The organism is Micromonospora echinofusca (genome assembly GCF_017614955.1).
Taxonomy (GTDB): domain Bacteria; phylum Actinomycetota; class Actinomycetes; order Mycobacteriales; family Micromonosporaceae; genus Micromonospora; species Micromonospora echinofusca_A.
This window is the reverse complement of record NZ_WVUH01000165.1, coordinates 1-15,417: the sequence shown is the minus strand read 5'-3', so window position 1 is coordinate 15,417 and position 15,417 is coordinate 1. Positions and strand designations below refer to the sequence as shown.

Sequence of the window (15,417 nt, the reverse complement as noted above, 5' to 3'; positions counted from 1 at the left end):
GAACTCGCGTTGCACGCGGGGCACCGGGTCGGTTGCGACACGCTGGACGAGTTGACCCTCCAGGCGCCGCTGGTGCTGCCCGCGACCGGTGCGGTGCACGTGCAGATCACCGTCGGCGAAGCCGACGCGCAGGGCTGCCGGCCGTTGCACGTCTACTCCTGCCCGGAGGGGGATCAGGCGGAGTGGACCCGGCACGCCACCGGGGTACTCACCCCGGCGACCTCGACCGTGCCGGCCGAGTTGACCGCCTGGCCGCCAGCCGGCGCCGAACCGGTCGACGTGGACACGCTGTACCCGACGATGTCCGGCCTCGGGCTCGGGTACGGGCCGGTGTTCCAGGGCGTCCGGTCGGTCTGGCGGGCCGGTGACGACATCCTCGCCGAGGTGGAACTCCCCGAGGGCACCAGCGCCGACGGCTTCGGCCTGCACCCGGCCCTGCTCGACGCGGCCCTGCACGGTCTCGCGCTGGCCGGTACGGACGACGGCGCGGCGCACCTGCCGTTCGCGTTCGCCGGAGTCACCCTGCACGCCACCGGCGCCACCACCCTGCGGGTACGCCTCACCCTGGTCGACGCGGACACCGTACGGGTGCTCGCCACCGACCCGACCGGGGCGCCGGTCGCCACCGTCGACTCCCTGCTGCTGCGCGCCTTCTCGGCCGACCAGCTTCGCCCGGCCGCCGGCAGTCCGAACTTCCTCTACCAGGTGCAGTGGACCGGAACCTCGGCCGGCGACACCACCAGCGACACGAGCACCGGCCCGGAGCCGGTCGTGTTCACCCTGCCCGCCGGTACCGGTGACACCGTCGCCGACACCCACGGTGCGGTGCACGAGGCGCTCGCCACCCTCCAGCAGTTCCTCACCGACGAGCGGTACACCGACAGCCGGCTGGTGGTCGTCACCCGGGGTGCGGTGGCCGTCTCCCCGGACGAGCAGGTCACCGACCTGGCCGGCGCGGCGGTACGCGGTCTGCTCCGGTCCGCGCAGGCCGAGCACCCGGACCGGATGGTCCTGCTGGACCTGGCCGGCACGGCCGAGGTGGAGCCGGTACTGCCGGCGGTGCTGGCGGCCGGCGAACCGGACCTGGCGGTCCGTGACGGCCGGCTCCTCGCGCCCCGGCTCACCCGGTTCACCGAGCCCAGCACCGACACCGGATCCACCGGAGCCAACGTCGAACCCCCCATCGAGGCCGACAACGGGCCGACGGGTTGGCGTACCGACGGCACCGCCCTGGTCACCGGCGGTACCAGTGGCCTCGGCGCGCTCGTCGCCCGGCACCTGGTCGCCGCGCACGGGGTACGCCGGATCGTGCTGCTCAGCCGGCGCGGGGTCGCCGCTCCCGGTGCCACCGACCTGCTCGCGGAGCTGACCGGCCTGGGCGCGGACGTGTCCGTCGCCGCCTGCGACGTGGCGGACCGGACGGCGCTGGCCGAGGTGGTCGCCGGGGTGCCGGACCTGACCACGGTCGTGCACGTGGCCGGCGTACTCGACGACGGGGTGGTCGACGCGCTCACCCCCGACCGGGTGGACCGGGTCCTCGGCCCCAAGGTCGACGCCGCCTGGCACCTGCACGAGCTGACCCGGGACCGGGACCTGACCGCGTTCGTGCTCTTCTCCTCGGCGGCCGGGGTGCTCGGCAACGCCGGTCAGGGCAGCTACGCGGCGGCCAACGCCTTCCTCGACGCGCTCGCCGCCGTACGCCGGTCGGCCGGGCTGCCGGCGGTCTCCCTCGCCTGGGGGCCGTGGCAGCAGGGCATGGTCGACGGCCTGCGGGACGTGGACAGCCGCCGGATGGCCGGTACCGGCTTCGGGGCGTTCACCGGGGCGGAGGGGCTGGCCCTGCTCGACGCGACAGTCACCGCACCGGTCGCCGCCCTGGTCCCGGTCAAGCTGGAACTGGGCGTGCTGGCCCGACGGGCCGACGCCGACGAGCCGCCGCACCTGCTGCGTGGCCTGGTCCGCTCCTCGTCGCGGCGGGCCGCCGCCCGCTCGGCCGGCGGTTCGGGCCTGGTCCGTACCCTCGCCGGCCGGACCCCGGCCGAACGGGCCCAGGCGGTGCTGGACCTGGTCCGGGCCGAGGTCGCCTCGGTGCTCCAGTACGGCACCGCGACCGCCATCGAGCCGGGTCGGGCGTTCAAGGACTTCGGCTTCGACTCACTGACCGCCGTGGAGCTGCGTAACCGGCTGGGCCGGGCGACCGGGCTGCGCCTGCCGGCCACCCTGGTCTTCGACTATCCGTCGCCGGCCGAATTGGCCGCCCACCTGCACGCGGAACTCTTCGACGGCCGGGTCGAACCGACCCCGGTCGTACCCACCCGGTCGGCCAGCGACGAGCCCATCGCGATCATCGGGATGGCCTGCCGCTACCCGGGCGGCGTCACCGACCCGGAGCAGTTGTGGACGCTGCTCGCGGCGGAGCGCGACGCGATCGGGCCGTTCCCCACCGACCGGGGCTGGGACGTGGAGCGGCTCTACGACCCGGACCCGGAGGCGGCCGGGAAGAGCTACGTCAACTCCAGCGGCTTCCTGTACGACGCCGCCGAGTTCGACGCCGCGTTCTTCGGCATCTCGCCCCGGGAGGCCACCGCGATGGACCCGCAGCAGCGGCTGCTGCTGGAAACCTCCTGGGAGGCCATCGAGGACGCCGGCATCGACCCGGTCACCCTGCGCGGCAGCCAGACCGGTGTGTTCGCCGGTTCGATGTACCACGACTACGCGACCGGCCTGCCGTCGGTGCCGGAGGGCGTGGAGGGTTTCCTCGGCACCGGCACCTCCGGCAGTGTGGTCTCCGGTCGGGTGTCGTACGCGCTGGGCCTGGAGGGCGCGGCGGTGACCGTGGACACCGCCTGCTCGTCGTCGCTGGTCAGCATCCACCTCGCCGCGCAGGCGCTGCGGCAGGGCGAGTGCGCCCTGGCGCTGGCCGGTGGCGCGACCGTGATGGCCACCCCCACCTCGTTCGTCGAGTTCTCCCGGCAGCGGGCGCTCGCCCCGGACGGCCGGTGCAAGCCGTTCGCCGCCGCCGCAGACGGCACGACCTGGTCCGAGGGGGCCGGTGTGCTGCTGCTGGAACGGCTCTCCGACGCCCAGCAGAACGGCCACCGGGTACTCGCGGTGATCCGGGGTTCGGCGACCAACCAGGACGGCGCCTCCAACGGGCTGACCGCCCCGAACGGCCCCTCCCAGCAGCGGGTCATCCGGGCCGCGCTGGCCAACGCCGGGCTCGCCGCCACCGACGTGGACGTGGTGGAGGCGCACGGCACGGGTACCCCGCTCGGCGACCCGATCGAGGCGCAGGCGGTGCTGTCGGTGTACGGCCGGGACCGGGCCGCCGACCGCCCGGTTTTCATGGGTTCGCTGAAGTCGAACCTGGGCCACACCCAGGCCGCCGCCGGGGTCGGCGGGGTGATCAAGATGGTGCAGGCGCTGCGGCACGGCATGCTGCCGAGGACCCTGCACGTCGACCGGCCCACCCCGCACGTCGACTGGACCGTCGGCGCGGTCGAACTGCTGACCGAGGCCCGCCCGTGGCGCCGGGGCGACCGGCCCCGCCGCGCGGCGGTGTCCAGTTTCGGGTTCTCCGGCACGAACGCGCACCTGGTGCTGGAGGAGGCACCGGCCACCCCGGCGCCGGCTGCCCCGGACCCCGGATCGCCGGCCACCCCGGTACCGGCGGCCGACTCCGGCTGCGCAGCACCGGTACCGGTGCTGCTCTCCGGCCGGACCCGGGAGGCGCTCGCCGCGCAGGCCGACCGGCTGCGGGCGTACCTCACCGGGCAGCCCGAACCGGCGCTGACCGACCTGGCGTTCTCGCTGGCCACCACCCGGTCCGCCTTCGACCACCGGGCGGTGCTGCTGGCCACCGGCGGGGACGACCTGCTGCGGGCCCTGACCACGGTCGCCACCGGCGGTACCACCGACAGCGTCGTCACCGGTCGGACCACCACCGGCGGCCTGGCCCTGCTCTTCACCGGCCAGGGCGCCCAGCGGGCCGGCATGGGCCGGGCGCTGTACGAGACGTTCCCGGCCTTCGCCAAGGCGTTCGACGCGGTCTGCGCCGAACTGGACGCCCACCTGGACCGGCCGCTGCGGGAGGTGGTGTTCGCCGAACCGGACAGCCCGGAGGCGGCCCTGCTGGACCGGACCGGCTGGACCCAACCGGCCCTGTTCGCCGTGGAGGTGGCCCTGTACCGGCTGGTGGAGGCGTGGGGCGTACGCCCCGACCACGTCCTCGGCCACTCGATCGGGGAGATCGCCGCCGCGCACGCCGCCGGGGTGCTCACCCTGGCCGACGCGGCCCGGTTGACCGCCGCCCGGGGTCGGCTGATGCAGGCCCTGCCGGCCGGTGGGGCGATGGTGTCGCTGCGGGCCACCGAGGCGGAGGTGCTGCCGCTGCTCGCCGGCCGGGAGGACCAGGTCAGCGTCGCCGCGGTCAACGGACCCGAGTCGGTGGTGGTCTCCGGTGCCGAGGCGGCGGTGGCCGAGGTGGCCGCCCACTTCCGGGAACTGGGCCGCAAGACGAAGCAGCTCACCGTGTCGCACGCGTTCCACTCGCCGCTGATGGCGCCGATGCTGGACGAGTTCCGCACCGTCGCCGAGCAGGTCCGGTACCACCCGCCGCAGGTGCCGCTGGTCTCCACGGTCACCGGCCGGGTCTGGCCGGTCGGTGAGGAACCGCCGGGCGCCGGGTACTGGGTGGAACAGGTCCGCGCGGCGGTCCGGTTCGCCGACGGGGTGGCCGCCCTGCACGCCGCCGGGGCCACCACGTTCCTGGAGATCGGCCCGGACGGGATACTCACCGCGTTGGGCGAGGGCTGCCTGACCGGGGCGAAGGACGTCGTACTGGTCGCCGCGTCCCGCCGGGACCGGGACGAACCGGAGACCCTGGTCCGCGCCCTCGGTGTGCTGCACACCCGGGGAGTGGCGGTGGACTGGTCGGCGTTCTTCCCCGGCGCCCGGCGGGTGCCGCTGCCCACGTACGCCTTCCAGCGGCAGCGCTACTGGCTGGAGTCGGGCAACCTGTGGGAGGCCGGCGCGACGGCCGCCGAGGCGGAGTTCTGGGCGGCGGTGGACCGTGGCGACGCCGACGAGGTGACCCGCAGCCTCCAACTCGACGAGGCCCAGCAGGAGGCGCTGCGTACCCTGCTGCCGGCGCTGGCCCGGTGGCGGCGACCGGAACCGACGGTCGGGGCCGAGGCGGTCCCGACCGACGCGCCGGCCACCGGGGAGGAGGCCCAGGAGGGGATGGACCCCCGACTGGCCGAGGCCCTGGCGGCGGCACCCCGCTCCGAGTGGGTCGGCATCCTCACCGAAATGATCCGGGGCCAGATGGCGGTCACCCTCGGCCACGACGACCCGGCGGGCATCGAGGTCGACGCGGACTTCATGGACCTCGGCTTCAACTCGCTGACCTCGGTGGAGCTGCGTAAGCGGGTCAGCATCATCACCGGCCTGGAGAACCTGCCGATCGCCCTCATCTACGACTACCCGACCGCCGAGGAGATGGCGGAGTTCCTGCGGGACGAGCTGATCGCCGCGCAGGAGGACGACGAGGACGACGACGACGATTTCTGACCTCGACCGTCCCTCCCCGGCCCCCGGTTCCGCCTAGGGGAGCCGGGGAGGGGCTAGGGGTTCACTGACCCCGGCGCGTACCAGAGAGTTCTTACTGACCGGTCCCCTGTCGGCGGACGGGTGAATCCGACCCCGCCGCCGACGGCGCCGCTACCCACGGAGGGTCTGCCATGGACACCGCTTTCGTCTTCCCGGGCATGGGACCGAGCCGGTTCCCCGAGGTCGGCAGGTTCATGGTCGGCAACCCGATCGCCCGTCGGCTGCTGCGTCGGGCCGACGAGGTGCTCGGCTACTCCGTCGTCGACCGCTTCGCCGACGCCGACACCGACTACGACGAGGCCGCCCAGGTGGCCTTCCTGGTGAACTGCCTGGCCCTGGCCGAGTGGGCGCAGCAGCACCTCGACGAGGTGCCGGCGGTGTGCACCGGCGCCAGCTTCGGGCAGAAGACCGTCGCCGGCTACACCGGCGCGCTCTCCTTCGAGGACACCGTGCTGCTCACCGCCCGGCTGGCCCGCGTCCTCGACGACTACTTCCGCACCGAACACACCGACATCGTCACCCAGTCCTTCGTCCGGGTACCCGACGACAGGCTGGAACCGGTCCTGGCCGAGCTGACCGCACGCGGCGAGTGGTACGAGTTCGCCTGCCACCTCGACGCCGGTTTCCACATGGTCAACCTGCGGCAGAGCGCGGTCGACTGGTTCGTCACCCGGCTGCGGTCCGTGGGTGGCCTGCCGCTCTACGCGATGCGCCCACCGATGCACTCGTCGCTCTTCACCGGCCTGCACGCCACGGTCCGCGACGAGATCCTGCCGGAGTTCACCTTCGCCGACCCGGCGGTGCCGATCGTCTCCGACCAGACCGGTGAACTGCTCACCACCGCCGACCAGGTCCGCACCCTGGTACTCGACGGCTTCGTGCGGCCGGTCCGCTGGCCGGACGCGGTGGCCACGTTGCGCGACCGGTCCGTCGGGAAGGTCCTGGTCGTCGGCCAGGACGCCATGTTCGGCCGGGTCGAGTGCGTGGTGCGCAGCTTCGAGGTCGTCGCGGTCAACCCGCGGCTGGCCATGCAACCCCGACGTCAGCCGGTTCCGGCTGGGCGCTGACCGTACCCGAGAAAGGACCCCGCCCGTCATGACTGACCCGCAGTTCGAGGAGATCCTCCGCGGCCACCTGCCGTTCCTGCCGGCCGACGAGCCGCTGACCCCCGACACCAACCTCACCGACCACGGGCTGGACTCGCTCGGCATCGTCGACCTGCTCACCGCCTTGGAGGGGCAGTACGGGGTGGCCTTCGTCGACGACGCGCTGACCCGGGAGACCTTCGAGACCGTCGGCTCGCTCTGGTCGGTCCTCGACGGCCTCCGCCCGGCCGCGGTCTGACCGCCGGACCGACCGCCCGCCACCAGGAGAGGAGGAGACCATGACCGGTACGGCAGCCACGGACCGGCTGGACGGGACGCTGCACGGTCGTTTCCTGCGTGGTCTGGCCATCGCACCGGACCGTCCCGCGTTCCGGGTCGGCGGGCGGGAGGTCAGCTACGCGCAGGCCCACGAGACCGCCCTCACCTGGGCCGGCACCCTGCTCGACGGGTTGTCCGCGCCGCCGGCCACGGTCGGGGTGTTCGCCAACAAGTCCGCCGAGGCGTACCTCGGCACGCTCGCCGCGCTGTACACCGGCGCGGCGGTGGTGCCGCTGCACCCCGACTTCCCGGCCGCCCGGAACCGGTACGCGCTGACCGCCGCCGGGGTCGGTGCGGTCGTCACCGACGGGCGGGGTGCCGGGGCGCTGGCGGAACTGCTGCCCGACGGCGCCACCGTCCTCACCCCGGACGGCTCGGGCGCCGGGCGGGTCCTGCGCCCCCGGCCGGAACTGGCGCTGGCCGCGCCGCGCCCCGCCGACCCGGACGACGCGGCGTACATCCTGTTCACCTCCGGCTCCACCGGGGTGCCGAAGGGGGTACGGATCCGGCACTCCAGCAACCGGCACTACTTCTCGGTCGTCGACGGGCGGTACGACTTCGGCCCGGACGACGTCTTCTCCCAGACGTTCGACCTGACCTTCGACTGCGCGATGTTCGACCTGTTCGGCGCCTGGGGTTCCGGCGCGTGCGTACAGCCGGTGCCGCTGCGCGGCCTGCGTACCCTGCCCGCCTTCGCCGCCGAACACGGGCTGACCGTCTGGTTCTCCGCGCCGAGCGCCATCGACGTGGTACGCCGTACCGGCGGGCTGGCCCCCGGCGCGCTGGCCGGGCTGCGCTACAGCTTCTTCGCCGGCGAACCGCTGCGCTGCGCGGACGCCGACGAGTGGCAGCGGGCCGCCCCCGACGCGGCGGTGGAGAACCTCTACGGGCCCACCGAACTGACCATCACCGTCTCCGGGCACCGCTGGTCGGCGGCGTCGACGGCGCGCAGCGCCAACGGGATCGTGCCGATCGGCCCGGTGCACCCCGGCCACGACCATCTGCTGCTCGGCCCGGACGACCGGCCGGTCACCACCGACGTGGCCGACCCGGTGGAGGGGGAACTCTGCGTCACCGGGCCGCAGATGTGCGCCGGCTACCTCGACCCGGCGGAGAACGCCGGCCGGTTCGTCGAGCACGACGGGCGGACCTTCTACCGCACCGGCGACCGGGTCCGGCGGTTCCCCGACGGGGAACTGACCTACCTGGGCCGGGCCGACGACCAGGTGCAGATCTCCGGCCTGCGGGTCGAGCTGTCCGAGGTCACCCATGCGGTGCGCACCTGCCCCGGGGTGACCGACGCGGCGGCCGTCGCGCCGGTCGTCGACGGCGAACCGAGGCTGTTCGTCTTCCACACCGGTGAGCCGCTGCCCGCCGCCACGATCGCCCGGCACCTGCGCGACCTGCTGCCCGCCGGCATGCTGCCCCGCCACTACCGGCACCTGGACGCGATGCCGCTCAACCCGAACCGCAAGACCGACCGTAAGGCACTCAAGGAGCGGGCCGCCGCCCTGCTGGCCGTACCGGCCGGCGGCGGGGCCGGAAAGGGGAGCGCACCGATGACCCCCGAGGTCGACGCCGGAAACGCCCAGCTGGACCAGCCCGCCGGTGGGCGGGTGGACCAACCGGCCCGGTACCTGCACGACATCCTGGACACCGCCGCCGCCACCTGGCCCGACTCCACCGCGATCAGCGACTCCACCGGCGCGTGGACGTACGCCGAGGTGGCCCGGCTCAGCCACGCCGCCGCCGGCTGGCTGCGCGGGCAGGGTGTCCGGCGCGGCGACCGGGTGCTGGTGCAACTGCCGAACATGCGGCACGCCGCGCCGCTGTGGTTCGCGCTGTCCCGGCTCGGCGCGGTGTTCGTACCGCTCAACCCGGGCATGAAGGACTTCCACCTGCGGTCGGTGATCGCCGACTCGGAGCCGGTGCTGGCGCTGGTCGCCGCCGATCCCGGGGACCGGTTCGGCGCGGTACCGGCCGTGCCGGTCGGCGACTGCTGGTCGGCCGTGCAGGACGCGGCCACCACCCCGGCCGACGCCACTTCGGCCGACGCCACCCCGACCGGCGTCGTTCCGGTCGACTCGGCCGACGTGCAGCCCGACGACCCGGTGGCGTTCATGTACACCTCGGGCAGCACCGCCGCACCGAAGGCCGTCGTGCTGCCCCAGGCGCCGGTGGCCTTCGCCGCCGCCGGCATCCAGGCGATGCTCGGCTACCGCCCCGACGACGTGGTGTTCTGCCGCTCCCCGCTCTCCTTCGACTACGGGCTGTACCAGATCCTGCTGGCCACCCTGGCCGGCGCCGAACTGGCCCTGGCCGCCGACGAACCGGAGGTCCGGCTGCTGCGGCAGCTCCGGTCCACCGGCGCCACGGTCTTCCCGGCGGTACCGTCCCTGGCCACCGCCCTGGTCAAGCTGCTCGCCCGGGATCCGGGGCCGACCTCGCTGCGCATGGTCACCAACACCGGCGCCGCGCTGCCCCAGGCGGTCATCGACGGGCTGCGGGCCGGCCTGCCCGGCGCGCAGGTGGTCCGGATGTACGGCACCACCGAGTGCAAGCGGATCAGCATCATGCCGCCCGACGAGGAGTTCGACCGGCCCGACTCGGTGGGTCGGCCGCTGCCCGGCACCCGGGTACGCATCCTCGACGCCGACGGCGCGGAACAGCCGCCCGGCGAGGTCGGCGAGATCGTGGTGACCGGCCCGCACGTGATGGCCGGCTACTGGAAACTGCCCGAGCTGACCGCCCGCACCTTCCGGCTGCACCCCGACGGCGAGGTACGGCTGCACACCGGCGACTACGGGCACGTCGACACCGACGGCTACCTCTACTTCTCCGGCCGCCGCGACGACATGTTCAAGCGCAAGGGCACCCGGATGAGCAGCATCGAGATCGAGGCCGCCGCGATGGACGTGCCCGGGGTACGGGCCGCCGCCGTGCTGCCCCCCACCGACACCCGGGACCTGACCATCTTCGTCGCCGCCGACCTGCCGCCGACCACCGTGCTGCGGGAACTGGCCGTCCGGCTGGAACCGGCGAAGGTGCCGGCGGTCTGCCGGGTACTCGCCGAGTTCCCCCTCACCCTCAACGGCAAGAGCGCCAAGCAGCAGTTGACCGCGATGTTGGAGGCTGAGACCCGGTGACCCCCGAGGAACTGGTGGCCGCGTACGGCTCGCCGCTCTACGTCTACGACCTCGACCGGTTGCGGGCCGCCCGCCGGGACCTGCGGGCCACCCTGCCCGAGGAGTTCGACATCTTCTACTCGCTGAAGGCCAACCCGCACCCGGAGATCGTCCGGGCGCTGCGCACCGGCGAGGGCGGCTGCCGGGCCGAGGTCTGCTCCCTCGGTGAGTTGGCCGCCGCGCTGGAGGCCGGGCACCCGGCCGACCGGATCCTGTACGGCGGTCCCGGCAAGACCACCGCCGAGTTGGCCTGGGCGTGCGCGCAGGGGGTCCGTGAGTACTCCGTGGAGTCCCTCGGCGACCTGCGCCGGGTCGGCGAGGTGGCCGGGGCGCACGGGGTCACCGTGGACTGCCTGCTGCGGATCAACAGCGACTCGTCGGCCGCCACCACCAGCATCCGGATGACCGGCACGCCGTCCCAGTTCGGCATCGACGCGGAGACCCTGCCGGAGCTGATGCCGCAGCTGCGGGCGGTACCGCACACCCGCATCGTCGGGCTGCACTTCTATCCGCTGAGCAACGCCCGGGACGAGGAGAGCCTGATCGCCGAGTTCCGGCAGAGCATCGCCACCGCCGCCCGGATCGAGGCCGACCACGACCTGCCGGTGCGGTTCCTCGACATCGGTGGCGGGTTCGCCGCGCCGTACACCGTCCCCGGTGACCGGCCGGTCTACCCCAAGGTCCGCGCCGAGCTGACCGACGCGCTCGACCTGCACTTCCCGCAGTGGCGCACCGGCACCCCGCAGCTCGCCGTCGAGTCCGGCCGCTACCTGGCCGGGGACTGCGGGGAACTGTTCACCACCGTCACCAACATCAAGACCAGCCGGGGCCGGACGTTCCTCGTCCTCGACGCCGGTATCAACACCCTCGGCGGGATGGCCGGACTGGGCCGGCTGCTGCCGCTGTCGGTCAGCGTGCAGCGCACCGGCACCGACGCGACCGGGAAGGCCACCCTGACCGGCCCGCTCTGCACCCCCGGTGACCTGCTCGGCCGGGACGTGACCGTCCCCGCCGACCTGGTCCCCGGCGACATCGTGCGGGTACCCAACATCGGCGGGTACGGGCTCAGCGCCAGCCTGGTCACCTTCCTGAGCCGGCCCGCGCCGGTCGAGGTCTTCGTCTCCGGCGGCGAGGTGGTCGCCGCCACCCGACTGGAGACCAGCCGGGTCCCGGTCCGGGCCTGACCCACCCACACCGGGTCGGGTCGTCCCGACCGGTCACAGACGTTCCAGCAGATGAGCCATGGGAGTGCGCGGATGAGCGGAGAGCTGACCGGGAGACTGGCCGGGCGGCACCGGGCCGAACAGGACCGGATGCTGCTCGACGCGGTGCGGGCGGAGGTCGTCGCCGCGCTGGAGCACGCCGGTAAGCCGGTACCCGACGACCTGGGCCCGGACCGGTTCCTCAAGGGACTGGGCATCGACTCGCTGGCCGCCGTGGACCTGCGGCAGCGGCTCACCGTCGCCACCGGGCTGGACCTGCCGGTCACCCTGGCCTTCGACCACCCCACCCTGGGCGAGTTGGCCCGCGCCCTCGGCGTACGGCTGCTCGGCGCGACCGCCGACCCGGCCGGTACCCCGAAACGGGACCGCACCCCGGTCGACCCGGGCGAACCGCTCGCGGTGATCGGGATGGCCTGCCGCTACCCCGGTGGGATCAGCTCCCCGGAGGAACTGTGGCGGCTGGTCGCCTCCGGTGGCGACGCCATCTCCGCACTCCCCGACGACCGGGGCTGGAACGTCGACGACCTGTACGACCCGGACCCGGACGCGGTCGGCAAGAGCTACGTCCGGCACGGCGGGTTCCTGGCCGGCGCCGCCGAGTTCGACCCGGCGTTCTTCGGCATCAGCCCCCGCGAGGCCACCAGCATGGACCCGCAGCAGCGGCTGCTGCTGGAAACGTCCTGGGAGGCCCTGGAACGGGCCGGCCTCGACCCGCACACCCTGCGCGGCAGCGACACCGGGGTCTTCTTCGGCGCCGAACCGCAGGAGTACGGCCCCCGGCTACACCAGGCACCGGAAGGGCTGGAAGGGTACCTGCTCACCGGCAACGCGATCAGCGTCGCCTCCGGCCGGGTGGCGTACACCCTCGGCCTGCACGGGCCGACCATGACCGTGGACACCGCCTGCTCCGGCTCGCTGGTCGCCCTGCACCTCGCCGCGCAGGCGCTGCGGGCCGGCGAGTGCGACCTGGTCCTGGCCGGTGGCGTCGCGGTGATGTCCAGCCCCGGCGGGTTCACCGCCTTCTCCCGGCAGCGCGGCCTCGCCCCCGACGGCCGGTGCAAGGCGTTCTCCGCCGACGCCGACGGCACCGGCTGGGCCGAGGGCGTCGGGGTGCTCGTCGTGCAGCGGCTGGCCGACGCCCGGCGCGCCGGGCACCGGGTCCTCGCGGTGATCCGGGGTTCGGCGGTCAACTCGGACGGCGCCTCCAACGGGCTGACCGCACCGAGCGGCGCCGCCCAGGAACGGGTCATCGAGGCGGCCCTGGCCAGCGCCGGATTCCGCCCCACCGAGGTCGACGCGGTCGAGGCGCACGGCACCGGCACGGCGCTCGGCGACCCGATCGAGGCCCGCGCCATCATCGCCACCTACGGTCAGGGCCGCCCCGCCGACCAGCCGCTCTGGCTCGGGTCGCTGAAGTCGAACATCGGCCACGCCCAGGCCGCCGCCGGGGTCGGCGGCGTGATCAAGATGATCCAGGCGATGCGGTACGGGCTGCTGCCGCAGACCCTGCACGTCGACACCCCCACCCCGCACGTGGACTGGTCGGCCGGTACGGTCCGGCTGCTCACCGAGCCGACCGCCTGGCCGGAGACGGGGCACGCCCGCCGCGCCGGGGTGTCCAGCTTCGGCATCAGCGGCACCAACGCCCACCTGATCCTGGAGCAGGCCCCCGCCGTTGGGCCGGATCCCGCCACCGGACCGGACGCCGCAGTACCGGACACCGCCAGGCCGGCTGCCGCAGCGCCCGCCGACCCGCCGGCTGAGCCCGCCGACCCGCCCGTCGTGCCGTACGTCCTCAGTGGCCGGACCGCCGAGGCGCTGCGCGCCCAGGCCGCCAACCTGCACACCCGGCTGACCACCGACCCCGACCCCCACACCCGTCCGGTCGACGTGGCCCACTCGCTGGCCACCACCCGGGCCGCCCTGGAACATCGGGCCGTGGTCACCGGCACCGACCCGGACGGCCTGCTCGCCGGACTGGCCGCCCTCGCCGCCGGCACCGACACCCCGGGCGTGGTCACCGGCACCACCGGCAGCGCCCCCGTCGCGTACCTCTTCACCGGCCAGGGCAGCCAGCGGCTCGCCATGGGCCGCGAACTGTACGACGCGTACCCGGTCTTCGCCGCCGCCCTCGACCGTGCCTGCGGACACCTGGACCTGCAACTCGACACCCCGCTGCGGGACGTCCTCTTCGCCGACCCGGACAGCCCGCAGGCCGCCCTGCTGCACGAGACCGCCTACACCCAACCGGCCCTGTTCGCCGTCGAGGTCGCCCTCTACCGGCTGCTCGAATCGTGGGGCCTGCGCCCCGACCACCTCGCCGGCCACTCCATCGGCGAGATCGCCGCCGCACACGTCGCCGGGGTACTCAACCTGGAGGACGCCGCGCTGCTGGTCGCCGCCCGGGGCCGGCTGATGCAGGAACTCCCACCCGGCGGGGCGATGGTCGCCCTGGCCGCCACCGAAGCCGAGGTGACCCCGCTGCTCGCCGGGTACGCCGACACCGTCGGCCTGGCCGCCGTCAACGGTCCCGGGGCGGTGGTGGTGTCCGGTGCGGCCGGACCGGCCGCCGACCTCGCCGCCCAGGTCGCCGGCTGGGGCCGCAAGACCACCGAACTGCGGGTCTCGCACGCCTTCCACTCGCCGCTGATGGACCCGATGCTCGTCGAGTTCCGCCGGGTCTGCCGGGCGCTCACCTTCCGGGCCCCGAAGATCCCGGTGGTCTCCACGGTCACCGGGCAGCTCGCCACCGGCGACGACCTGCGCACCCCCGAGTACTGGCTGCGCCACGCCCGCCAGGCGGTCCGGTTCGCCGACGCGGTGCACACCCTGCACACCGAGGGGGTCCGCACCTTCGTCGAGATCGGCCCGGACGCGGTACTCACCGCCCTCGGCCGGCGCTGCCTCGACGACGAGCCCGGGGTGGCGTTCCACGCCGTACTGCGCAAGGGGCGTCCCGAGCCGACCGAGGTGGTCGCCGCCGTCGCCGGGGCGTACGTGCGTGGCGCCGCCGTCGACTGGGCCGCCCTCACCCCCGGTGGCCGCCGGATCGACCTGCCCACCTACCCGTTCCAGCGGCAGCGCTACTGGCTCGACCCCGGCACCGGCGACGCCGACGCCGCCGCCCTCGGGCTGCACGAGTCCGAGCACCCGCTGCTCGGTGCCGCGATCGGGCTCGCCGACGCCGACGGGCTGGTACTCAGCAGCCGGCTGGCCGTGCGTACCCACCCGTGGCTCGCCGACCACGCCGTCAACGGCACGATCCTGCTGCCCGGCACCGCCTTCGTGGATCTCGCCCTCTGGGCCGGCGAGCAGGTCGACGCCCCGGTGCTGGAGGAGTTGGCGCTGGCCGCCCCGCTGGCCCTGCCCGCCGACGGCGCCGTGCAGGTGCAGCTCCGGCTGGCCCGCCCCGACCACACCGGTCGGCGTACCGTCACCCTGCACTCCCGGCCCGAGGCCACCGCCGACTGGCTGGACGCCCCGTGGACCCGGCACGCCACCGGCACCCTCGCCGCCGGCACCCCGACCACACCAGACGCGCTCACCGAATGGCCGCCGCCGGGCGCCACCCCGGTCCCCCTCGACGGGGTGTACGACCGGATGCGCGACTCCGGGTACGGCTACGGCCTGCTCTTCCAGGGCCTGGTCGCGGTCTGGCAGCGCGGCGACGAGGTACACGCCGAGGTGGCCCTGCCCGAGGGCACCGACGTGGCCGGGTTCGGCCTGCACCCGGCCCTGCTGGACGCCGCCCTGCACGCCATCGACCTGCCGCTGCCCGGCGCCACCGGGGGCACCGCCCAGCTCCCGTTCGCCTGGACCGACGTGCGGTTGCACGCCGAGGGCGCCACCACGCTCCGGGTCCGGATCACCCCCGTCGGCCCGGCCGGCCCCACCGGCCCCGCCGGCTCCGACGGGTACGCCCTCGCCCTCTGCGACGGCACCGGGGCGCCGGTCGCCTCGGTCGGCGCGCTGGTG

At 74.5% G+C, this 15,417-nt stretch carries 5 protein-coding genes and 1 pseudogene; all 6 read left to right on the top strand.

Annotation, left to right across the window (positions count from 1 at the left end; genetic code table 11):
* Positions 1–9 precede the first annotated feature (9 nt).
* Positions 10–5,571 carry a type I polyketide synthase gene (locus tag GSF22_RS18935; protein WP_280116913.1) on the top strand — a complete coding sequence of 1,854 codons (5,562 nt, stop codon included), beginning with the start codon at positions 10–12 and terminating at the stop codon, positions 5,569–5,571.
* Between the two features lie 170 nt (positions 5,572–5,741).
* A complete protein-coding gene (locus GSF22_RS18930) occupies positions 5,742–6,677 on the top strand; it encodes an ACP S-malonyltransferase (RefSeq protein ID WP_208814958.1) in 936 nt (311 codons plus the stop codon).
* Positions 6,678–6,705: 28 nt separating this feature from the next.
* Positions 6,706–6,954 carry a phosphopantetheine-binding protein gene (locus tag GSF22_RS18925; protein WP_208814957.1) on the top strand — a complete coding sequence of 83 codons (249 nt, stop codon included), beginning with the start codon at positions 6,706–6,708 and terminating at the stop codon, positions 6,952–6,954.
* A 40-nt stretch (positions 6,955–6,994) separates the two neighbouring features.
* The gene (locus GSF22_RS34880) at positions 6,995–10,180 is read left to right on the top strand and encodes an AMP-binding protein (RefSeq protein ID WP_244367702.1); all 3,186 of its coding nucleotides are present in this window, start codon (positions 6,995–6,997) and stop codon (positions 10,178–10,180) included.
* Complete coding sequence (locus tag GSF22_RS18910; RefSeq protein ID WP_208814956.1) at positions 10,177–11,403, top strand: alanine racemase; 1,227 nt, start codon at positions 10,177–10,179, stop codon at positions 11,401–11,403. Before GSF22_RS34880 ends, GSF22_RS18910 begins: the two co-directional genes overlap by 4 nt.
* A gap of 180 nt (positions 11,404–11,583) precedes the next feature.
* Positions 11,584–15,417, top strand: a pseudogene (locus GSF22_RS18905) (type I polyketide synthase); the annotation flags it as partial.

Bases quoted from the DNA above. Each gene is read 5' to 3' on its own strand.
- GSF22_RS18930 (WP_208814958.1), top strand. From the start codon at position 5,742: ATGGACACCGCTTTCGTCTTCCCGGGCATGGGACCGAGCCGGTTCCCC.
- GSF22_RS18925 (WP_208814957.1), top strand. From the start codon at position 6,706: ATGACTGACCCGCAGTTCGAGGAGATCCTCCGCGGCCACCTGCCGTTC.
- GSF22_RS34880 (WP_244367702.1), top strand. From the start codon at position 6,995: ATGACCGGTACGGCAGCCACGGACCGGCTGGACGGGACGCTGCACGGT.